The sequence below is a fragment of the Paenochrobactrum sp. BZR 201-1 genome (genome assembly GCF_044987585.2).
Lineage (GTDB): Bacteria > Pseudomonadota > Alphaproteobacteria > Rhizobiales > Rhizobiaceae > Paenochrobactrum > Paenochrobactrum pullorum.
This window is the reverse complement of the sequence record NZ_JBJDRZ020000015.1, coordinates 20,472-42,532: the sequence shown is the minus strand read 5'-3', so window position 1 is coordinate 42,532 and position 22,061 is coordinate 20,472. Positions and strand designations below refer to the sequence as shown.

Sequence of the window (22,061 nt, the reverse complement as noted above, 5' to 3'; positions counted from 1 at the left end):
TGGCTTTGCCATATCCGCTTTTTTAGCATAAATAAATTCAATGCCAACATGACAGGCATTTGGTTTTTAGGCATATTATTATGGTTTACGGAATTATTCTCGCGTTTGCATCTTACGCAGCTTACGCTATCAGTGATGCGTGTGTTAAATTTATTGACGGCTCATTATCGCCTTATCAGATCGCTTCTTTGGGCGCGGTTTTTGGTCTGTGCGGTGTGCCTTTCATGAAGAATGCCAATGATCAATGGCTGGACATGTTCCGCACATCCAGCCGTCCGATCTGGTTATTGCGCATTGTCAGTTCCGCAATGGGGACGATTGGTAGTGTGGTAGCTTTTACCCATCTTTCCATGGCTGAAGCTTTTGCGCTGATATTCTTGTTGCCCGCTTTTGTGACTGTTCTTTCAGTGATCTTTTTGGGTGAAAAAGTGGGCTGGCGGCGCTGGTCGGCAGTGATTATCGGCTTCGTTGGTGTGTTGATTATTCTGCGACCTGGCTTTCGTGAGTTGTCTGTTGGACATCTGGGTGCGCTGGTGGCCGGTATGGGCGGTGCGATTGGAATTATTATCTATCGTGTGATGGGTGCGCGCGAGAAGCGTATATCACTTTATACCAGTGGCCTGATCGGGCCGATTGTCATTGCAGGCTTTTTGGCTGTGCCGAATTATCAAACGCCTGATTCAATAGAATGGGTCTATCTTGCCGGTTATGGTTTGTTGGCGGCTCTTGGCAATGTATTGCTGATGTTGGCGGCTTTCCGTGCGCCTGCCAGTGCTATCGCATCGCCGCAATATAGCCAGATGATCTGGGCACTGTTATTTGGCTACTTTGTGTTCCATGATCGTGTGGATATGCCGATGGTATTGGGTACAGTTCTGATTATCATTTCCGGCTTTTTCACATTCGTTCGCGAACGCCAGCGCGGTGTTTCCGAACCACCGGCTGTGGTGCCGGCCGAAGGTGCGCCGGCACTGAATACGGATTTGGCAGAAAGTTCAAACGGCTGACTTCAAGTCATATACTATGCAGAAAACGGCCATTGAAACTCAACCTATTTTCCGTGCGCTGGCTTGGAAAATATGTTATATGTCACGAAACTGATATGAGATTCTGCCACATTTTAGCAGTATGGTGCGTTTAAGCCATATTTGCGTTGTTCTTAAAGGAAAGGCAAAACACTGAGAACAGCTATTGACAAGAAAGTGAAAACCTCACTTTCAACAGCCGGAATGGACGATGCCAAGCACGTCTTAGAGGCTTTCGAACTGGCGCTCTCTACGCTGGAAGATTCAAAGGCTGAGGCCATCATCCCAATTGATATGCGTGGAAAATCTGCACTGGGCGATTATATGATTATTGCTTCAGGGCGTTCGCATCGTCATGTAGCGGCAGCGGCAGATCATTTGCTGCGTGCGCTTCGTGAAGCGGGCTATCGTGATATCAAGGTTGAAGGTCTTGAAGGTGGTGATTGGGTGCTGATTGATACGGGTGATATTATTATCCATATTTTCCGCCCTGAAATCCGTGAATTTTATAATCTGGAAAAAATCTGGGTTGATGCAGACAGACAAGATCTGCGCAAAACAGAAACCGTCCATTAATTGAATTTTGCCCTTCCGATGACGGAGGGGCAAATCATTTTGCGAATAAATCCATGCGTATTACAGTTTTTGCCGTCGGACGAATGAAAGCCGGACCGGAGCGTGAGTTGGCTGACCGTTATTTCGACAGGTTTTCCAAAGCAGGCAATGCGTTGGGATTTGATTTTCAAGGGGTCAGCGAAATCATTGAAAGCCGCGCGCAGACGGTGGATTTACGCAAAAACGAAGAAGCCGCCCGTCTTTTTGAAGCGCTGGACGCCGGTGCAGGACTTATTTTGTTGGATGAACGCGGCAAAGCATTAAGCTCGGAAGAATTTGCCGGTCGGATGGGTCGTTTGCGCGATGAAGGCAAGCGGCAATTGATTGTGGCGATTGGCGGGCCTGATGGGCATGATCCGCGTTTGCGCCAAAGAGCAGATTTGGTTTTGGCGCTTGGCTCATTAACATGGCCGCATCAGATTGCACGCATTTTGGTTGCCGAACAGCTTTATCGGGCTGCTACCATTCTTTCCGGACATCCTTATCACCGCTCTTAAATTCCATAGTAATTCATTAACAAGATATGGGTTAAGCTTATCCAAAGCATGCCTCCTCGAAGTGAGAACCGGTTTTGGGATAAAGACATGCGTAAAAAACAAATGTGATCACTAAAGTTTAGGGTAAGGCCGGATAGAACAGACTAAATGTCATTATGTCATCACCTTAAAAGAGCAATGCTGATGGGTGCGCAGCCAAAGGTCTGGCGCGGCCTTTCTGGTGCTGTGGTTTTGACAATGATGGCGGGCTTTGCATCCCATCCGGTTTTGGCGCAAACACCGATGCAGCTTGAACGGGAAAAAGCTGATGCGGAACTGCGAGCTCTTACGGAAGAAGTGCTTGTCACACAGGAAAAACTGAATCAGATGGAAGCGGAAGTAGGAGCCCTCAAAAAGGATCAGGCCAGTTTAAGTGCCGCTCTCATTCAATCTGCTAAAACCGATAAAAAACTTGAACAAGATATTGCTGATGCCGGTGAGCGTCTGATTTCATTGCTGGAGCAGGAAGACGGCATACGCGTTTCATTGCAATCAAGACGAGGTGCATTGGCGGAAGTGCTGGCTGCTCTTCAACGGATGGGTTTGAATCCACCACCGGCAATTTTGGTGCGTCCCGACGATGCTTTGGCATCTGTGCGCAGTGCCGTTTTGCTTGGTGCTGTGGTGCCCGAAATGCGCCAGCAAACTGAAGAGCTGATGGATGATTTGAAGGAAATGGAGCGCTTGACCGCTTCCATTACGGCTGAGCAGCAGCGCCTTGTAAGTGCACGCAAAGAGCAGGCAGAAGAACACAAGCGGCAGGAATTGCTGCTGGAAGAAAAGAAAAAACTGCAAGAAAAATCAACGGATGAAATGCTGGCGATGCGCAAACATTCTGAAAGCTTGGCTGCTAAAGCTACCAGCTTGCAGGAACTGATTGCCGGCCTTGATAAGCAGATGGACGGGGTACGCACGGCAGCTGAAGCTGCCAAACGCGCGGAAGCTGAACGGTTGGCAGCAGGACAAGAACGTGCCGAGCAAGGTGCACCGGATACCAGCCATTTGATTGCTGATGGTAGTTTTGAAAAGCTGCAAGGTCAGCTTGATTTTCCTGCTGCCGGTAAAATTATTAGAAAATTTGGCGCAAATGATGGTCTTGGCGGCACAATGCTGGGAGAAATTTTACAAACTCCTCCTTCTGCCACGATTACGTCACCTTCGGATGGCGTTGTATTATATGCAGGAGCTTTCCGTTCTTACGGACAACTCTTGATACTCGATGCTGGTGGCGGATACCATGTCGTCATGGCGGGTATGGGGCGAATCAATGTGTCACAAGGACAGTTCATGCTAGCGGGAGAACCTGTGGGCACTATGGGAGAAAAGCTTTTGGCAAGCGTTGCATCAGTGAATGTTGATGACAGCGCCCCTTTACTTTACATCGAATTTAGAAAAGATGGAAAACCCGTCGACCCGGCTCCGTGGTGGGCCGAGCGGCTTTCGGGAAGGACATGAAAATGATACGTAAACTATCGCTGCTTTTTGCCGGGGCCTTAATGGGCGCATCTGCAATAGTGATGGTTCAGGGTACCCCTGCCTCCATTGCCAATGCAGCCTCCGGCGCGTCGAGCGATACCTATAAAAAGCTTGCCGTGTTCGGCGATATTTTTGAGCGTGTGCGCGGACAATATGTGACACCGCCCGATGAGCAAAAACTGGTGGAAAGCGCCATTAACGGCATGCTGACATCGCTGGATCCGCATTCTTCCTATCTCAATCCGGAAGCTGCACAAGATATGCGTGTGCAGACCAAGGGCGAATTTGGCGGCCTTGGTATTGAAGTGACGATGGATGGTGATCTGGTTAAGGTGATCGCGCCGATTGATGATACGCCTGCTTCTAAAGCCGGTGTGTTGGCGGGTGATTTGATCAGCCAGATCGATGGTGCGGAAGTGCGTGGTCTCAGCCTCAATGATGCTGTTGATAAAATGCGTGGCCCGATCAATACTTCGATTGAACTGACACTTATCCGTCAAGGCGTTGATAAGCCGATAAAGCTGAAAATTACCCGCGATGTGGTGAAGGTTAAAGCTGTACGCTACCGCGTTGAAGGTGATGTCGGTTATCTGCGCGTCATTTCCTTTACCGAGAAGACCTTTGACGATTTGAAAAACGCAATCAAAGACATCCAGTCGCAAATTCCTGAAGATAAGCTGAAAGGCTATGTCCTTGATTTGCGACTCAATCCGGGTGGTTTGCTTGATCAGGCGGTGGCTGTTTCGGATGCTTTCCTTGACAAGGGCGAAATCGTTTCAACCCGTGGCCGCGATCCTCAGGACGTAACCCGCTTTGACGCGCGTAGCGGTGATCTGGTTGATGGTAAGCCGGTCATTGTGATGATCAATGGTGGTTCAGCCTCTGCTTCGGAAATTGTTGCCGGTGCCTTGCAGGACCATCGCCGTGCAACCGTTCTTGGTACGCAGAGCTTTGGTAAAGGCTCGGTACAGACCATTATTCCGCTTGGTGAAAATGGTTCATTGCGTCTGACGACAGCGCTTTATTACACTCCTTCGGGCAAATCCATTCAGGGTAAGGGCATTACGCCAGACATTAAAGTGGAACAGCCATTGCCGCCGGAATTCCGTGGTGAGGATGTGGTACGCAGTGAATCCGGCCTTAAAGGACATATTAAAGGTGCCATAGAGGATGATGAGGGTTCAGGTTCACCGGCCTATGTACCGGCAGAACCAAAAGACGACGTTCAGCTGGCGGAAGCTTTGAAGCTTTTGCGCGGTGAAGAAAAGAATGCGGCTTTCCCGCCGGATCCTAAAAAAGCAGCGCTTGCAGAGTAATTTCGGCAAGGAAACAATCTTATGATGGAAAAAGCGGGTGTAAAAAATGCATCCGCTTTTTTGTTATGTTTTGTTGATAAAAATAGCCTATAGAATAGCGCTAAATGAAGACGGAGTGCACCGGATGGCTGACAAACAGAAACTGATTGATTCTGAAACCTTACCGTACCGCCCATGCGTGGGTTTGATGGTTTTGAACCGTGAAGGATTGGTTTGGTCTGGTCGCCGTATTATTGTACCGGAAGGTGAAATGGATGGCGCAACTCAGCTTTGGCAAATGCCGCAAGGCGGGATTGATAAAGGTGAAGAGCCAATAAACGCCGCATTGCGTGAACTTTATGAAGAAACCGGTATGCGCTCGGTGTCATTATTGGCAGAAGCGCCGGAATGGATTAATTACGACCTGCCGGTGCATCTGATCGGTAAAGCTTTGAAGGGCAAATATCGCGGTCAAACGCAAAAATGGTTTGCTTACCGTTTTGAAGGTGATGAAAGCGAAATTGCGATTAACCCGCCACCGGGCGATGAAGTCGCGGAATTTGATGCTTGGGAATGGAAGCCGATGGATGATCTGCCGCAATTGATTGTACCATTTAAGCGCAAATTATATCAGGAAGTTGTGCGCAATTTCCGCCATTTGGCACCCTAAATAAAAGGGCGGCGCAATTATCACGCGAAGTGACTTGTAAATTTAAGCGTCTTGAGCTGAAATCACTTCGTCACGTAATTTTCTTATGAAGGAAACATAATGGACGGACAAAGCCTTATTGTATTTCTGATTGTTGGTTTGGTTGCTGGTTGGTTGGCGGGTATGATTGTGCGCGGCGGTGGCTTCGGCATGATCGGCAATATTGTGATTGGTGTCATTGGCGCATTTTTTGCCGGTTGGTTATTACCGCGGCTTGGTTTCAGTGTCGGCGGCGGATTTATTGCCTCAGTCATTAATGCTTTTATCGGTGCCGCTATACTGCTTGTGGTGCTGCGGGTTATCAAGCGAGCGTGATTACTCGACAAATATTTTCACACTGGCTGCGCGGCCTGCTGCATCAATAACAGTCAGTGTGGAATAACCGACACCATCGGGCTGCCATGTAATGGTGCGACGACGCTCCGGTTCGCCTAAAGGTTGGCCATTGGCAAGCCAGCGAAAAGGCGCGCGCCCGCCTTGCATTTTTAAAACCAAGGGCGTGGCTTGCTCACCATTTGGATTAAGTTCCACATGCACACCATTGGGTGGAAAGGTGATTTGTGGTGCCGGTTCGGCGTTTGCTTTCAGCATGATGAGACCATCATTGACATTGGAAAAGCGCCCCAATGTAACCGGTAGTTCATTGCTTTTTAAGTGGAGCGCCCCATAAGGCGCGCGTGGGAAAGGCACAGCCGCCAAGCCGGATTTGACAAATCCTTCAAATAAAACAGGGGCGGCAGAGAGATAGCCGGTTAGTCCTGCAATAGGGCCGCCATCAGCGCGCCCGACCCAGACACCCATGACATAACGGCCATCATATCCAATGACCCAAGCATCGCGATACCCATAAGAGGTGCCGGTTTTATAAGCCAAAATGCGGCGTGCAGCACCTTCTGGCGGCAGAATGCCGTAGAGAATATCGGCAATTTGCCATGTGGCGGTTTCGCTTAAAATGGTTGTGCCAGTGATTGCCGGTTCGGCTTTTTCAGTGCCGTCGCGCAACGTGGCAGTTTTGCCGCCATTGGCAAGGCCGGTGTAAAGCTGCACCAAATCACGCAAATTGATGCCCGCACCACCTAAGCCGATGGCAAGGCCGGGGGCTTCATTTTTAGGCAATTGCAAAGTGACGCCCGCTTGGCGAAAACGGGTGGTGAGTTGTAAAGGCCCGACTGCATCCAACAGGCTGATAGTCGGCACATTCAAGGACATCTGCAATGCTTGGCGTATGCTGACATCACCTTGGTAACTCATATCGAAATTGCGCGGGCTATATCCGGCAAAATCGGTTGGCCGATCCTGAATGATGGTTTCCTGTGCGACCAAACCTTGCTCAAATGCCAGTCCGTAAATGAATGGTTTGAGCGTTGAACCGGGGGAGCGCACAGCGCGGCTCATATCAATCCAGCCTTGAATGCGACTGTCGAAATAATTGGCGGAACCAACGGAGGCTAAAATATTACCATTGCGGCTATCGGCCAAAATAATGGCGACAGAGGTTTTATTGCCGATTTTGGCGGCTGCCGCTTTGGCGACATCTTCCAGTCCTTGCTGTGCTTGTTTGATGAGGTTCAGTTGATGACGCGGATTGCTCGGATCTTTTCTGATTGCCTCCTCAGATAAATGCGCGGCCAAAGCGGGCAGGGCGAAACGGGTAGAAGACACCATTTCGCGCTGACTGCGGTTAGCTTCCTGTGCCGAAATAATCTCGGCATTTTCCATTCTGGCCAATACACGGTCACGTGCATTTTGTGCGTTTTGTTGGTAGCGGTCCGGACGGCGGCGCTCAGGCAATTGTGGCAGAGCAACAAGCAACGCCGCCTGTGCGGTGGTTAATCGTCTTGGCTCTTTGCCAAAATAAGCTAATGATGCCGCGCGAACCCCTTCCAGATTACCGCCATAAGGGGCAAGCGTCAGATAGCGTTCCAGAATTTGTGGCTTCGTGAGGCGGCGTTCAATCTGAACGGCGCGGGCAATTTGTAAAAACTTGGAACTTAGGCTGCGGTTTTCGCGTGGTTCGATCAGGCGCGCCAATTGCATCGACAAAGTGGAGCCACCCGACACAATGCGGCCATTGGTGGCTAACTGCTTGGCTGCACGCAAAAGCGCCCAGAAATCAATGCCTGCATGATCGTAAAAACGCTTATCTTCATAGGCGATAAGCATTTTAACGAGCAGCGGATCAACATCTTCAATTTTGGTATTCAGCCGCCAATAACCATCAGGTGTTGTGAAAGCACGCAATAACTGATCATCGCGATCAACCACTTCTGTTGATACGGTGAGGCGTTCCGGCAGCGGTGGCGGATAAGCCTGATCCAGCAGGTTCAGGCTTATTGTGCCAAGAATGGCGATGCCGCAGACAAGCAGGGTACCGCCAAAGAGTAGTTTAGTGCGCCGCAACATTTTAAGGTGTTACGACTTCCATCATGCCGGTTGATGTGCGCGCCGAAAATTGCGGACGATACATATCTTCAACTGTTGCGGCAGGATGGGTATAGATACCAGGAGTGACTGCACGCACCACATAGGCAAGGGTGATTTGCTTTTTCGCGCCTGAATCGCGGTCGAAAGCTGCAACGAAACGGTCATTACGGAATTCGAGATGAGCGGCTTCGGTGCGATCCAGCCATGAGAAATTGACCAGATCTGCACTTGAGACAAGGCGTGGATTGTCGATTTCGAAACCGGCAGGCAACAGATCGGTGACCAGCACGCGAGATGCCCAGCTTTGCAGATCATCAACCTGCAACACCGCGACAAAGCGCTGGTTTTGTTCAACACTGGTAATGTTGGTTTCTTCGCCATCCAAGGTGTAATATGTGCGCTGGATGTTGAAGCCGTCACCACCTGCCGGAAGTGATTGTGCCGGTGGGGCAACAGCTGTAATCACCGCTTGCACCGGATCGGAGCTTTGATTGTTGATGTTGACCGGTGATTGTTCCAGAGCAACACCGCTATAGCGTTGCGAGAACTGACCATCATAAATTGTGCCGTCCACATCCAGTTTGATGCTGGAATTGTTTTCCTGCAAACCGCGCGCAGCAAGCAGCATCCATGCCTGATCCTGTGTGCTTAAATACTGGCTTTGCTGGCGCATCTGCCCCACAAGCTTGACTAATTCCGGCACGATTTTAGGCATTGGCGTGGTTTCCGCAGCAAGGGCCAGAACCGCTGCACCATCGCGCAGACGTGAGCCATAATCGACGCGGTTGTAATTATGGTTTGGTGTCAGCTTGCTAAAGTTAAGTGCGGCCTCAAAGGTGCTTTCCGAACGCGGCTGATCGCCATAAAGGGCAAGTGCTGCTGCCAATTGTGCCACCGCCATCGGGCTTTCAAACGCTTCCAATTGCGTATCGGCATAATAACGCAGATCACCGACAGAGGCTTTTTTATTACGTGCCAAAACGTAGAGCGCATAGGCAATTTCATTGCCATGTTCTTGAATATTAGTGTTGTAGCTCAATGTGTTTTGCAAATTGTTCAAAGCCGAGATCAAGGCTCTTTCCGGCACGATATAATCTTTTTCACGCGCACGGGTCAGGAAGTCGGTAACATAAGCATCCAGCCATGGATCATTGGAACCCGGGCCCCAAAGACCAAATGAACCGGATGACGACTGGAAATTCAGCACGCGGTAAATAGCATCCTGAACACGGGTTTTGACCGCATCCTGATCTTCGGTGCTGATGGCATCTTTTGTGTTTGCAGCCATTTCCTGCAAATAAAGCAATGGCAGTGCGCGGCTGGTGGTTTGCTCGGTGCAGCCATAAGGATAGCGATCAAGCGCCATCAGCATTGAGGTGACATCAAAAGCTGCATTGCGCGAAACATCAACACTGACATGCGCGCCATCAAGCAGATTTTGCGACAAGAGTTCTGCATCGAGTTTCAGCCCCTGACCGGCGGATAAATCCACCACATAACGGCTGGTGATCGGCAGATCGACAGGACGAACATTGAGGTTTAAAACCTGCTCGGCCATGATGCCGCTATCATTGGCAATGCGGATGGTGACGAGACCGTCGCCGCTTGCTTGCGCTTCCAGCGGAACGGCCACCGAGATACGCTTTCCACCCTGAAGCGTTACGATTTGATGCGCTGCATCATCGCTGATATTGAGATTGTCGCTTGTTTCCAAGTTCAACTGATAATCACCATCCGGTGCATCAGTATTGGCAATATCGAAACGGATGGTAGACATATCGCCCGGTGCCATGAAGCGTGGGGTGCCAGCTGTAATCACCAGCGGATCGCGGATGATGACATCTTTTTCGGCATGGCCGAGCGCGGATTTTGTCCATGCCACAGCCATAATTCTGGCAGTGCCGTTAAATTGCGGCAGCTCAAAATCAATGATTGCCTTACCCTCACTGTCCAATTCGACAATACCGGAGAAAAGTGCAAGCAGCTTTTCGGTCGGAGGGCTGCCTTGTGCACCCATATTGCCGCCGTCACCACCGGTACGCAGTTTTCCGGTGACGCCTAGTGAACCATCAATGAGACGTCCATAAATGTCGCGCATTTCCAGCCCCAGCTGACGTTGGCCAAAGAACCAGCCTTCGGGATTAGGGGCTTTATAGCGGGTAAGGTTCAAAATGCCGACATCAACGGCCGCGACCATGACATAGGCTTGCTGACCGCCAGCATTGGCAACATTAACCGGCAGGGAAAGAGTTGATCGTGGTTCGGTTTTCTCAGGCGTTGCCAGTTCGACGCTCAGGCTTCTTTGTTCAGGATCGACTTTCAGCCATTTAAGGCCGATGGCGCGCGCCGGCATTCGGGACTCGGTCGCTGAACCAGCGCGATAAAGTGTGGCGGTTACATAAGTGCCTGCACCAAAATTTTCATCAACCGGAATATCAACGACCAGTCCTTTTTCCGGCACGCTGACATTGATGATTTTGATCAATTTTTCGGTGCCGATGGTAATCAGCATTTCACCGGCAAAGCGTGGAGAAACGTTGAGTTTCGCCGTGTCGCCAATGGCATATTGCTCTTTATCAAGCGCAATTTCCAAGCCATCAGGTGTTTCTGTCGAAGTGGACGAAACATACCAACCAGCGTCAAACTCATAGGATGTCACAGCATTGGATGCATCAGCACTTTCAATCTCAAGGCGGTAGCGACCCCAATCAACCGGCAGGGAAAGGGTTGCATCGTCGTTTTCATCAATATTGATCTCGCCATTAGCAACGGATTTGGTGAAAGTTACAGGCTCATAATTCCATGAGCTACCGCTGCGATACCATTGATAATTCCGCTCGATTTTCATGAGCGACCATTGTGCATTTTCAAGCGAAATGCGCTCGCCATTTGCATTGCTGGCCAGCAGGCTGAATTTGGCGGTGCCGCCTTGTGGCACTTCATCGCCGCTAAAATCAGGGCGGATACCAATCATAGTGCCTTGCGGCTTGATGGTCAGATCAACGGAACGCTCAACCGCACGGCCACCACTTTCGCGCATACGCACATTGATATGTGCTGTCAGAAGGCGGGTGGTTGATGGCAGATCATTGATCACTACCGGAATTGTGGACTTGCCACTTTCATCGGCATTGCTTAAATCATTAAGTGCGGTGCGGGTGGTTTCGCCTTCCTGCTCATCGGCAAGGCCGAAATAATAGGATTTGAAACGATCCCATTTGCGGCTGGTGGCGACAGTTACGTCACCTTCAAGCGCAAGACCGGCCGCCGGTGCGCCATATAAAAAGCGACCATCGACGTTAAGTTCAGCCGTTTCGCCTGCCATGATTTCCGATTTATCGGCGGTTAAATCAAACTCAATCCGATCAGGGACAAAATCTTCGACCAAGAACATTTGTGATGAAACCGCACTTTGTTTCGGATCGGTATAGACCGATACCGTCCATGTGCCGAGCATCGCATTCGGCATTAAGGTCAGGTCAACCGCATAGCCACCGGCAGAATTGCTGTCGACAACAAGACGGCGATCTTCAGCACCATCAGGACGACGGAAGATAAAAGTCAGTGGCAGTTTTTCAACCGCATCTGCTTTATCATCACGCGCAAGCGCTGCCACATGAACAGTTTCTCCGGCGCGGTAAATGCCGCGCTCTGTCCAGCTCATCACGTCAAGGCTTTCAGGCGTTGGCCGACCTGTAACACCACGATCGGAGAGGTCAAAGCCTGGACGGGTCATATCTAAAAAGACGAAATCAGTGTCTGATTGGCTCGCCATTAAAACGGCTGGTGCCATGCCGTCAGTGCCACGGCTCAAACCCGGATTGAAGGTGGCTTTACCTTGCGCGTCGGTAACAGCTTCACCGAGAATTTCATTGTTACGGGCAAGCAGAGTGAGTTTGACATCGGCCACAGGCTTGGCGGAACCCAAGGAGCGGGCAAAAACATGCAAGCCATCCTGACCAGTATAAGTTGCCAAACCTATATCGGAAACAACAAACCACTGGGTAGCAACCGTGTCATAGGTATCGCCATTTTTATCAGCCGGTTCGGCGGTCATGATGTAAACGCCGGGTTTACGCTCCGGCAGTGCTTCATCGATTGGGAAGCTGGTGGTGGCTTCTTTATTCAGCTGATTATCAGCAACTTCAATTTCGCCTTGCCAGACAGGCTCGCCCATTTGATCGACAACGGAACCGACATCATAGCCATCCAATTGGCGCAGGAATTGATAGCCGGATAAAAGCTGCGCCAGTGAGCGGTCACCCACACGGTAAAGCTTGATTTTGGCGGTGCTCATATTGACGCTGACCAGTGGAATGCCGCGGCGTGCAGTGGATGGCAGGACAAAACTGTCACCGGTGAAGCGCACCGATGCGGCGCGATCCTGCACATAGACGTTCAAAACAACAGTGGAGCTTAATGTTTCGCCCACACTAGATGGCAGGCCAGCTCGGAAAGAAAGCTGATAATTCTGGCCGTGGCTCAAACCCTCAACGCAAATCTGGCGTTCTTTCGCTTCGACGGCCTTCGGCGCTTGATTGTCCACTTTAATGAATGACGAATAATCGACGCCGTTTTTGACGAGATCTTCAGAAAACTGGGCGCAGATACGCGGTGATGCACTGTCATTATCAACACTGTGATCGACAATGCGGAAGCCTTTGCGGGCGCGCAAATCTTCATAAAGGGCACGCACAGAAGCGGAATTGGCCAGGTTCAGGCTGGCATCATAGGCTTGCAATGCCGGACGGTCATAATCGCGACGCTCCAAGGCGGTTGCAAGCGAGGCCAGCGCATCGGCACGGTTGTTGGTGCTGCGCGAGGTCAAATAGGCATTAAGAGCAGACGAACTTGCATCACGGCGATATTTTGCACGCTCTTCACTATTGTCTGTTTCGGTATTAAGAATAGCCTGTGCGAGTGCGTTCCAGACGCGGCTGTCATCGGAACTAATTCCTGCCGCATGCTTAAGCGCTTCGGTTGCATTGCGCGGATCACCGTTTTTCAATGCGTCTTGGGCAATTTTGAGCCAGTCGGAAAGCCCCGTGTCGCCATGGTCTGCTTGTTCCAGATAGGTTTTCAGGCGGCGGGTTTCTTCAAAAATATTGTCGCCCACATAAGTTAAATGAGGCGGTGCGCCGATATCGGGCGCACTATCGGGATTAACAACTTTACCGGCAATAGCTCCTGCTGCAGCATTGAGCTGATTATAGTCGCTTTTCAGGAAACACCACTGCGCTTTTTGATTATAGGTAAAAGCGCGGCAATTATTGTCGCCGAGGCAAGTGGATTTGCATTGGTCCAGCGAGAGGTTTTTCTCGGTACGCAGATCAAAGCCGAAATAGTCACCATTCTCAATGGTTTGAATTTGCCGTGTTTCAGCCGCTAAAACCGGCTGCATCATAAAAAATGATGCGATCAGGGCAAATGATAAGCGCTTGAGGCTGAACGACATGCAAGGTTCCTTGAATTTATAATCAAGCTTTGATGGCAATAAGCTGTGGTCAAAGCGCAAGCCTATATAAGCTCATTTTTATATTACCTGAAAGATATGAGCACAATATAAAACAAAAGATGCATTATGATTATGATCCACAAAAATATACACCATTGATTTTAACGATAGAATTTGCAGCCTATGTTGAGAAATGGCATGTAAGAAGCCTGAAAGTGTAAGGGGTGGTGTAAAACTTGTCTTTTAACAGCAGAACAATTGCTGGGCTTTTGTTGACAGCTTCGGCTGGTTTTGTGGATGTAATTGCCTTTTTGCAGCTGGGTGGTTTTTTCGCCTCCTTCATGAGCGGTAATACGACTCAGTTAGGGATTGGCCTGATGGGGCATCCCAACTCAACCGGTCAGGTGATGGTCTGGTTTCCGGCAGCGCTTATCATTTTGTTTTTCACCGGCGCATTTTTAGGCACGCTGATGATGAGCGTTTTTGTCCATAATGGGAACATTTTTGTGCTCATGGGGGTGCTGATCCTTATCGGCGTGGTGATTGCATTGAAACAGGCCGATATGGTTTATTTGCAGCCGACTTTATTGCTTGCAGCCGCAATGGGTATGCAAAACGCGTCATTACAACAGCGCGGTACGGCAAAGCTGGGCGCTACTTATGTAACCGGAACTTTATTCAGTTGTGCTGCCGATCTGGCCCGCGCCATCACCGGAGAAGTGCCGAAAGGACGCTGGCTTGAGCATTTTTATGTTTGGCTCGCGCTGATGCTCGGAGCAATCAGCGGTGGCTTTGCCGATTTCTGGTTGGGACTGATGGCGCTCAGCATTCCGTTTTTGATTATCTCGGCAGTGCTGATTTTCCGATTGTTGAAACTCTTCAAAGATTAAAGGAAAAGCCGTTTTTCATGCTCTACCAGCTGCGATATCAGCGCTGAAATGGCGGTAACACGACGCAATGTCCTTGCTGATTCATGATAGGCCAGCCAATACGAGCGCTTGATAAAACGCTCCGGCAAGATCGGAATCAAATAAGGATGCTCACGCGCGATGAAGGCATGTAAAATACCAATACCGGCACCGGCTTTCACCGCTTCCATCTGGCCAAGTGCACTGGAAACTTCAAAATCCGGCCGCCAATCGCGGCTGATTTCAGGTGCATAGGCAAGGGATGGATTGATCACTAAATCTTCCACATAGCCGATCAAGCGATGGTTTGATAATTGGTCGACCGTTTGCGGAATGCCGTGCTCGTCCAAATAATCTTTATGGGCATAAAGACCGAGTGTATAATCAACGAGCTTTCTGGCAACCAGCCGTCCTTGATCGGGGCGCTCCACCGTAATGGCAATATCGGCTTCACGACGCGAGAGCGAGAAAGAGCGTGGGACTGGTACCAGCTGCACGGTCAGATCAGGATATTGTGCGGTAAGTTTGGCAAGCCGTGGCGCCAAAAAAGTGACGCCGAAACCATCGGGCGCACCGATGCGCACTGTTCCGGCAACCGCAATATCGGCATTGCCGACATGAGCACGTGCGGCCAGCATTTCCGCTTCCATCCGTTCCGCCGCGAGCAAAAACTCTTCGCCTGCCTGTGTCAGGCTGGAACCGTTGGTGCGTCTGGAAAGCAATGTGGTTGACAAAGCTGATTCCAAAGCGGTGAGGCGGCGTGCCACCGTTGTGTGGTTAATACCAAGTCTGCGCGCTGCGCCCAAAATCTGGCCGGAGCGGGCGACAGCTAAAAATATGCGAATATCATCCCAATTCATGAAATGACTATTACTATAGTTTTTGCACAACGGATACTCTTTTTGAGCAGTTGCAATTGTTATTTTGCAGAGCAATTATGTTTTCAGGCGGTTTATCGAATTCATGATGATCGGTAGCCGGACTTGAGATTTTTCAGGGAGGTCTTCGATGTTGAAATACGGCCATTTTATCAACGGTAAGAACGTTGAAGGTAAAAGCGGACGCACCACTGAGGTGTTCCAGCCGCTTGACGGCACTGTGCGCGGCACAGTTGCTCTGGCAACCAAAGACGAAGTACGTGCAGCTGTAGAAAATGCAAAAGCGGCACAACCGGCATGGGCAGCTACCAACCCGCAGCGCCGTGCCCGCGTGTTGCGCAAGTTTCTTGAGCTGGTTGAAGCTGAATATGACAGCCTTGCAGAATTGCTTGCCCGTGAACACGGCAAAACCATTCCTGATGCCAAGGGCGACATCCAGCGCGGTCTTGAAGTGATCGAATTTTGCCTTGGTGCACCGCATCTGATGAAAGGTGAGTTCTCTGATTCAGCCGGTACAGGTATTGATACATATTCAATGCGTCAGGCTTTGGGTGTTGTTGCAGGTATCACTCCGTTCAATTTCCCTGCAATGATTCCGCTCTGGAAAGCCGGCCCTGCTATTGCTTGCGGTAACGCATTTATCCTGAAGCCTTCGGAACGTGATCCGGGCGTACCGATGCGTTTGGCAGAACTGTTCATGGAAGCTGGTCTTCCGGCTGGTATCTTCAATGTCGTCAATGGCGACAAAGAATCCGTTGATGCGCTGCTCGATGATCCGGATGTAAAAGCAATCGGCTTTGTTGGTTCCACACCAATTGCCCATTACATTTACTCCCGTGGTTGTGCTAACGGCAAGCGCGTCCAGTGCTTCGGCGGCGCGAAAAACCACATGCTGATTATGCCTGATGCAGATATGGATCAGACTGTTGATGCTTTGATTGGTGCCGGTTACGGTTCCGCTGGTGAGCGTTGCATGGCGATCTCGGTTGCTGTTCCTGTTGGTGAAGACACTGCAGAACGCCTGATGGAAAAATTGATCCCGCGTGTTGAAGCTCTGCGTGTCGGCCCGTCAACTGATGGTGGCGCTGATTATGGTCCATTGGTAACACAAGCAGCTGTTGATCGCGTCCGCGGTTATGTGGATGCAGGCGTTAAAGAAGGTGCCAAGCTCGTTGTTGATGGCCGTAACTTCAAGATGCAGGGCTATGAAAACGGCTTCTATCTCGGCGGTTGCTTGTTCGATCATGTCACGCCGGATATGTCTATTTACAAGGAAGAAATTTTCGGTCCTGTATTGGCAGTTGTTCGTGCAAAAACTTATGAAGAAGCGCTCGCTCTGCCGAATGAACATGAATATGGTAATGGTGTTGCAATCTTCACCCGTGACGGTGATGCGGCACGTGACTTTGCTTCGCGTGTTCAGGTTGGCATGGTTGGTGTTAACGTACCAATTCCTGTTCCAATCGCTTATTACACTTTCGGCGGCTGGAAAGGTTCAGGCTTCGGCGATTTGAACCAACACGGTACCGATGCATTCCGTTTCTATACCAAGACCAAAACCGTGACGTCACGTTGGCCGTCAGGTGTTAAAGATGGTGCGGAATTTGTTATCCCAACTATGAACTAATTTATCTGCTTTGCATGTCCTTGACCTTTACGGTTGTGATATGCGGCACATAATAAAGAAACCCCGTCAGTTATGGCGGGGTTTTTTTCTTATGCGTGTTTTTTCACTTGCAGGATTTGAGCTTAGCGCTAACACTGCTGCACTATTGATCTGATCTGGTCGCTAAAAAAATCTACCGGATGGTGTTATGCAGCAAAAAGCAGATGACTCAGATGAAAAAGAAAATGCTTTTTCATCAAAAAGATATGATGATACACGCAAGGCTGAATCGGAAGACATACTGGCTCGCATAAAATTAGAAACCGGCTCTGGTGCGACAGGTGTCATCGCGCGAAGCTTTAACCGCGGTCGGGAGCACTTGAAAGCAAGTGATCTTGATGCGCAAGATCGGGTTGAAGTCTGGGCAACGCGCTTCGGGCGGATATTGGGTCTGATAATTATGCTAGCCATGATGGTGTGGCTGGTTCTTTATTTATTGCAAGTCTAAACCGGATAGCAAAATGCCAAATACAACTGCCGCTGATAATACCGCCGTTATTGTAATCTCAAGTCATGTGGTGCGTGGCTCAGTTGGCAATCGTGCCGCGGTTTTTGCATTGGAAACGCTGGCGCATCCGGTCTGGGCTGTGCCTACGGTCATTTTGCCGTGGCACACAGGTCACGGTCCTGCCGGACGCATTGTGCCGGAAGTGCAGCAGTTCAAGCAGCTGATGGAAGATATGGAACGCGCGCCATGGCTTGGCGAAGTGGGGGCGGTACTGACCGGTTATCTGGGCAATGCAGAACAGGCGAAAGCGGCTGCGCAATTGATCAGGGCACTTAAAAAGCGCAATCCCAAAGCCCTTTATTTATGTGATCCGGTGATTGGTGATCGTGAAGGGCTTTATGTGCCGGAGGCAACGGCTGCAGCGATCCGCGATGAATTACTGCCTTTGGCCGATATCGCAACGCCAAACCGGTTTGAATTAGCATGGCTGAGTGGTGTGCAGCTGGAAAACAATGAAAAACTGATGGAAGCAGCGCTGGATTTAGGCCCTGCGCGTATGTTGGTGACATCTTCTTTCGGTATGTTGAATGGCTCGACAGGTAATCTTCTGGTGACGGATGGTCATGCTTATTTAGCAGAGCACCGTCATGTAGAAGGCCCGACAAATGGCATGGGGGATTTGACGGCAGCACTTTTCCTTGCCCGTATTCTCGACGGCATGTCAGATGAGAAAGCGCTGCAATCCACAACGGCTTCTGTGTTTGAAATTATGGTGCGCGCTGCAAAACGTGGCGCAGATGAACTGATGCTGGAAGCCGATGCGGCCAGTCTTTCAACACCGATGGCAATGGTGCAGATGCGCCGTCTCATGCATCCGGGTAAAAACTTGCGCGCATAGGATTATGTTTTTACTTCCTTCAAAAAAATAACGCAGCTTGTGTTATTTTATTGATCTTAAATATCGATAGGGATATTTGAGAGGCATGGCAGATCTTCCAGACACACTCCTCAGTGGCTATCGTAATTTCATGAACAATCATTTTGCTCATGAAACAGCCCGTTATCGTGAGCTTGCTGACATTGGTCAGACACCTCAGACATTAGTGATTGCGTGTTGCGACTCGCGCGCGGCACCTGAAATTATTTTTGATACCGCTCCGGGTGAAATTTTCGTTTTGCGCAATGTCGCAAACCTGATGCCGCCTTATACACCGGATGGCGAATATCATGCAGCCTCTGCGGCGCTTGAATTTGCGGTTCAAAGCCTCAAGGTTAAACATATTGTTGTGCTTGGGCATGGCCGCTGCGGTGGTATCAAAGCGGCATTGTCGCCGGATCACGCACCATTGTCGCCGGGTGATTTTATCGGCAAATGGATGAGCATTCTCGCACCTGCCGCGGAAAGTGTTATCGCCAATACGCTGATGACAGACAGCGAACGCCACACGGCATTGGAGCGTATTTCGATCCGCTATTCGATCCAGAATTTGCGTACTTTCCCGTGCGTCGACATTTTGGAGAAGAAGGGGCGTATCAGCCTGCATGGCGCATGGTTTGATATTTCAACCGGTGAATTGTGGGTAATGGATAAAGAAACCGGTGATTTCAAACGTCCTGATATCGATGATCCATTTGTGATGCCGGCGCCTGCTGCCGAAAAATCAGCCTCTTAAGATCGAATAAATCTATAAAAAAGCCCGCCGGATTATCTTTCCGGCGGGCTTTTTAATGTTTGTATTTTGACGATTATTTACCGTCGATTGCTTTGCCCATAATGGCGATAGACTGCTGGTAAACTGTAGCCGCATTCCAGCCCTGAATGGCTGCGTAGTTTGGTTCACCCTGCTGATAACCGGCACCGCGTTTCCAGCCGTGACCGACGAGGAAGTTTGCAGTGGAAGCCAGAGCATCGGCTTTAGAGTTGATCATATCGATATGACCGCTGCCGTCACCGTCCACGCCGTATTTCAAAACATTGGCAGGCAGGAACTGGGTCTGGCCGATTTCACCATGCATTGCGCCGATTGCGTTTGGATTGAGATCCTGACGATCGATCAATGTAAGCGCTGCATAAAGCTGTTCAGTGAAGAAAGCCGAACGGCGGCAATCATAGGCGAGTGTTGCAACGGCTGAAAGTGTGTGCTGCTTGCCAAGATAGCTGCCGAAACCGGTTTCCATACCCCAGATCGCCAGAAGCGGACCGGCCGGAACGCCGTAACGCTTTTCAATATTGGCAAACAGCGCAGCATTAGCCTGCTTATGGGCTTTACCGCGCTTGATAATCGTATCCGAACCACGCTTTTGCATGAATTCTTTCAAAGATAGCTTGAAGCTTTTCTGATTGCGGTCTGCGTTGATGGTTGCGGTTGCATATTTGGTGTTGGCCAATGCATTGATGCCGGCCTTGCCGATACCGCGTGCCGGGGCTTCAGCAATGGTTTGCTTTAACCATGTATTATAGCCGGCAGCATTATTGCCGCATTGGGCAGCATTGGCGGCACCGGTTCCAATGATGCCGGCAAGCAGCAGGCCAGCCGCAGCTATTGAGAATTTACCTGTGGCAGACAGTGCCATTAGAATCTCCTGAATAATGATTCGAGTTAATTTTGAAATTGATACCACATGAACAAATGTCATAATCAATACTAGATCAATTTATGCTAATACTTTCTTTGTCATGGGTTGTCGGGGGCGAATATGTGTGAGAAATCACCAGTTATGGCTTGATCATGGCATTTTTGGGCGGTCTTAATGGTAAATGCGGTGTCAGAAGTTATAATTTGGCACAACTGTTGCATAATTGTTGAGAGCGGCTTTTTAAGGAATTCTTGACTCAAAGGCTTTTTTACGATTTAAGAAAGCTGTTCTGCAAACCTGATTATTTTGTTTGAGCCGCCGACCGGGACCCGCATTGGTATAAAACGATCCCGGAGGTACACATCCGACAGCGCGATGCGCCCTCGGGTGTCGTTTCGTTTTGGCTGTTTTTTCATTTGTCTTTCGGGCGCATAACAACCATTCTGCGGGTGTTTTTCATAATGCTTGCCGGAACTGTAAGGAAAAAGAATGTTTGAATCACTTCAGGAGCGCTTAGGCTCTATTCTCAATGGACTGACCGGACGTGGCGCTCTTTCTGAAAGCGACGTAGCGGCAGCCCTGCGTGAAGTGCGACGCGCGCTGATTGAAGCGGATGTGTCGCTGGAAGTTGTTCGTTCTTTTACCGATAAAGTTCGCGAAAAAGCTGTCGGCGCAGAAATTCTTAAAAGCATCAAACCGGGTCAGATGGTCGTCAAGATCGTTCATGACGAACTGGTTGAAATGCTCGGCACCGAAGGTGTTTCGATTGATCTGAATGCACCGGCTCCGGTTGTCATTATGATGGTCGGTTTGCAAGGCTCGGGTAAAACCACCACGACCGGTAAACTTGCCAAACGCTTAAGCGAACGTCAGCGCAAAAAAGTACTGATGGCATCGCTTGACACCCGCCGTCCTGCTGCACAAGAACAGCTGCGCCAGCTGGGTGAACAGGTCAGCGTTGATACATTGCCGATTATTGCCGGTCAGTCGCCGGTTGATATTGCTGCGCGCGCTGTACAAGCTGCAAAGCTTGGCGGCCATGATGTGGTGATCCTCGATACTGCGGGTCGTACCCATATTGACGAGCCGCTGATGGTGGAAATGGACGAGATTCGTGCCGTTTCCAACCCGCATGAAATTCTTCTTGTTGCCGATAGCCTCACTGGTCAGGACGCCGTTAATCTGGCGCGTAACTTTGATGAGCGCGTTGGTATTACCGGTATAGTTCTCACCCGTATGGACGGTGACGGCCGTGGTGGTGCGGCTCTCTCGATGCGCGCTATTACCGGCAAGCCGATCAAAGCGATTGCCACCGGCGAAAAGATGGATGCTCTGGAAGAGTTCCATCCAAAGCGTATCGCCGACCGTATCCTTGGCATGGGCGACATTGTCAGCCTTGTTGAAAAAGCTGCTGAAACCATTGATGCTGAAAAAGCATCGGCAATGGCCAAGAAAATGCAGTCCGGTAAGTTTGATCTCAACGATCTTGCTGATCAGCTTGGCCAGATGAAAAAGCTTGGCGGCATGGGCGGTATCATGGGTATGATGCCGGGCATGGGCAAAGCAAAAGATCAGATGGCTGCCGCCGGTCTGGATGACAAGCTTTTTGACCGCCAATTGGCAATCATCAGCTCAATGACTAAAGCAGAGCGTGCAAATCCCGATTTGCTAAAGCATAGCCGCAAACAACGTATTGCTAAAGGTTCGGGCACCAATGCTGCCGACATCAACAAGCTTTTGAAAATGCATCGTCAGATGGCTGATATGATGAAAGCCATGGGCAAGGGCGGCAGAGGCGGCATGATGAAACAGATGATGGGCGGCCTTGCCGGCAAGATGGGGCTGGGTGGCTTAGGCGGCGGTATGGGCGGTATGCCTGATCTGTCTAAAATGGATCCGAAGCAACTCGAAGCCTTGCAAAAACAAGCTGAGGCTGCAGGTCTGACCAAAGGTGGATTGCCGGGCTTAGGCGGTGGTTTACCTGGTCTCGGCGGCCCTAAATTACCTGGTCTTGGTGGCGGCCTTCCGGGCTTGCCAAAGAAGAAGTGA

Annotated in this window: 16 protein-coding genes and 1 pseudogene; 13 read left to right on the top strand and 4 right to left on the bottom strand. The window is 50.1% G+C overall.

Annotation, left to right across the window (positions count from 1 at the left end; genetic code table 11):
* Positions 1-80: 80 nt before the first annotated feature.
* The 7 genes and pseudogenes from ACI0FR_RS10355 (at position 81) to ACI0FR_RS10325 (ending at position 5,971) form a co-directional block, all read left to right on the top strand.
* Positions 81-1,007 (top strand): DMT family transporter, encoded by a 927-nt coding sequence (locus ACI0FR_RS10355; RefSeq protein WP_404908165.1) that lies wholly within the window; start codon positions 81-83, stop codon positions 1,005-1,007.
* Positions 1,008-1,229: 222 nt separating this feature from the next.
* Positions 1,230-1,601 (top strand): ribosome silencing factor, encoded by a 372-nt coding sequence (gene rsfS / locus ACI0FR_RS10350; RefSeq protein WP_374832177.1) that lies wholly within the window; start codon positions 1,230-1,232, stop codon positions 1,599-1,601.
* 53 nt (positions 1,602-1,654) lie between these two features.
* Entirely contained in the window at positions 1,655-2,137 is a 483-nt protein-coding gene (gene rlmH, locus ACI0FR_RS10345; protein ID WP_404908162.1) for a 23S rRNA (pseudouridine(1915)-N(3))-methyltransferase RlmH, read from the top strand.
* A 177-nt stretch (positions 2,138-2,314) separates the two neighbouring features.
* Positions 2,315-3,644: pseudogene (locus ACI0FR_RS10340) on the top strand (murein hydrolase activator EnvC family protein).
* Positions 3,634-4,968: a S41 family peptidase gene (locus ACI0FR_RS10335; RefSeq protein ID WP_374832127.1), complete on the top strand. Its 1,335-nt coding sequence runs from the start codon at positions 3,634-3,636 to the stop codon at positions 4,966-4,968. Before ACI0FR_RS10340 ends, ACI0FR_RS10335 begins: the two are co-directional and overlap by 11 nt.
* A 124-nt stretch (positions 4,969-5,092) precedes the next feature.
* Positions 5,093-5,617, top strand: a complete 525-nt coding sequence (locus ACI0FR_RS10330; protein ID WP_374832125.1) for an RNA pyrophosphohydrolase — start codon at positions 5,093-5,095, stop codon at positions 5,615-5,617.
* 99 nt (positions 5,618-5,716) lie between these two features.
* Complete coding sequence (locus ACI0FR_RS10325; RefSeq protein ID WP_374832123.1) at positions 5,717-5,971, top strand: GlsB/YeaQ/YmgE family stress response membrane protein; 255 nt, start codon at positions 5,717-5,719, stop codon at positions 5,969-5,971.
* Here ACI0FR_RS10325 and pbpC read toward each other — a convergent pair whose 3' ends face one another.
* Together pbpC and ACI0FR_RS10315 are read right to left on the bottom strand one after the other, a co-directional pair.
* The gene (gene pbpC, locus ACI0FR_RS10320; protein WP_374832121.1) at positions 5,972-8,059 is read right to left on the bottom strand and encodes a penicillin-binding protein 1C; all 2,088 of its coding nucleotides are present in this window, start codon (positions 8,057-8,059) and stop codon (positions 5,972-5,974) included. It abuts the gene before it with no gap.
* Position 8,060: 1 nt separating this feature from the next.
* Positions 8,061-13,535 carry an alpha-2-macroglobulin family protein gene (locus tag ACI0FR_RS10315; protein ID WP_404908157.1) on the bottom strand — a complete coding sequence of 1,825 codons (5,475 nt, stop codon included), beginning with the start codon at positions 13,533-13,535 and terminating at the stop codon, positions 8,061-8,063.
* 236 nt (positions 13,536-13,771) lie between these two features.
* Between ACI0FR_RS10315 and ACI0FR_RS10310 the strand changes: the two genes are divergently transcribed.
* Positions 13,772-14,425: a YoaK family protein gene (locus ACI0FR_RS10310; RefSeq protein WP_374832117.1), complete on the top strand. Its 654-nt coding sequence runs from the start codon at positions 13,772-13,774 to the stop codon at positions 14,423-14,425.
* On the opposite strand, the gene ACI0FR_RS10305 is transcribed toward ACI0FR_RS10310, so the two are convergent.
* Complete coding sequence (locus ACI0FR_RS10305; RefSeq protein ID WP_374832115.1) at positions 14,422-15,303, bottom strand: LysR family transcriptional regulator; 882 nt, start codon at positions 15,301-15,303, stop codon at positions 14,422-14,424. The two genes, ACI0FR_RS10310 and ACI0FR_RS10305, sit on opposite strands and share 4 nt — an antisense overlap.
* A gap of 148 nt (positions 15,304-15,451) precedes the next feature.
* On the opposite strand from ACI0FR_RS10305, the gene ACI0FR_RS10300 reads away from it, so the two are divergent.
* The 4 genes from ACI0FR_RS10300 to ACI0FR_RS10285 all read left to right on the top strand — a co-directional run bounded on the left by ACI0FR_RS10300 (position 15,452) and on the right by ACI0FR_RS10285 (position 19,108).
* Positions 15,452-16,948, top strand: coding sequence for a CoA-acylating methylmalonate-semialdehyde dehydrogenase (locus tag ACI0FR_RS10300; protein WP_374832113.1), 1,497 nt, complete (start codon positions 15,452-15,454; stop codon positions 16,946-16,948).
* A 187-nt stretch (positions 16,949-17,135) separates the two neighbouring features.
* The gene (locus ACI0FR_RS10295; RefSeq protein ID WP_404908154.1) at positions 17,136-17,435 is read left to right on the top strand and encodes a hypothetical protein; all 300 of its coding nucleotides are present in this window, start codon (positions 17,136-17,138) and stop codon (positions 17,433-17,435) included.
* 13 nt (positions 17,436-17,448) lie between these two features.
* Positions 17,449-18,333 (top strand): pyridoxal kinase PdxY, encoded by an 885-nt coding sequence (gene pdxY, locus ACI0FR_RS10290; protein WP_404908151.1) that lies wholly within the window; start codon positions 17,449-17,451, stop codon positions 18,331-18,333.
* A gap of 85 nt (positions 18,334-18,418) precedes the next feature.
* The gene (locus ACI0FR_RS10285; protein WP_404908148.1) at positions 18,419-19,108 is read left to right on the top strand and encodes a carbonic anhydrase; all 690 of its coding nucleotides are present in this window, start codon (positions 18,419-18,421) and stop codon (positions 19,106-19,108) included.
* 73 nt (positions 19,109-19,181) lie between these two features.
* Here ACI0FR_RS10285 and ACI0FR_RS10280 read toward each other — a convergent pair whose 3' ends face one another.
* Positions 19,182-20,009: a lytic murein transglycosylase gene (locus ACI0FR_RS10280; protein ID WP_374832105.1), complete on the bottom strand. Its 828-nt coding sequence runs from the start codon at positions 20,007-20,009 to the stop codon at positions 19,182-19,184.
* Between the two features lie 492 nt (positions 20,010-20,501).
* Between ACI0FR_RS10280 and ffh the strand changes: the two genes are divergently transcribed.
* Positions 20,502-22,061: a signal recognition particle protein gene (gene ffh / locus ACI0FR_RS10275; protein ID WP_404908144.1), complete on the top strand. Its 1,560-nt coding sequence runs from the start codon at positions 20,502-20,504 to the stop codon at positions 22,059-22,061.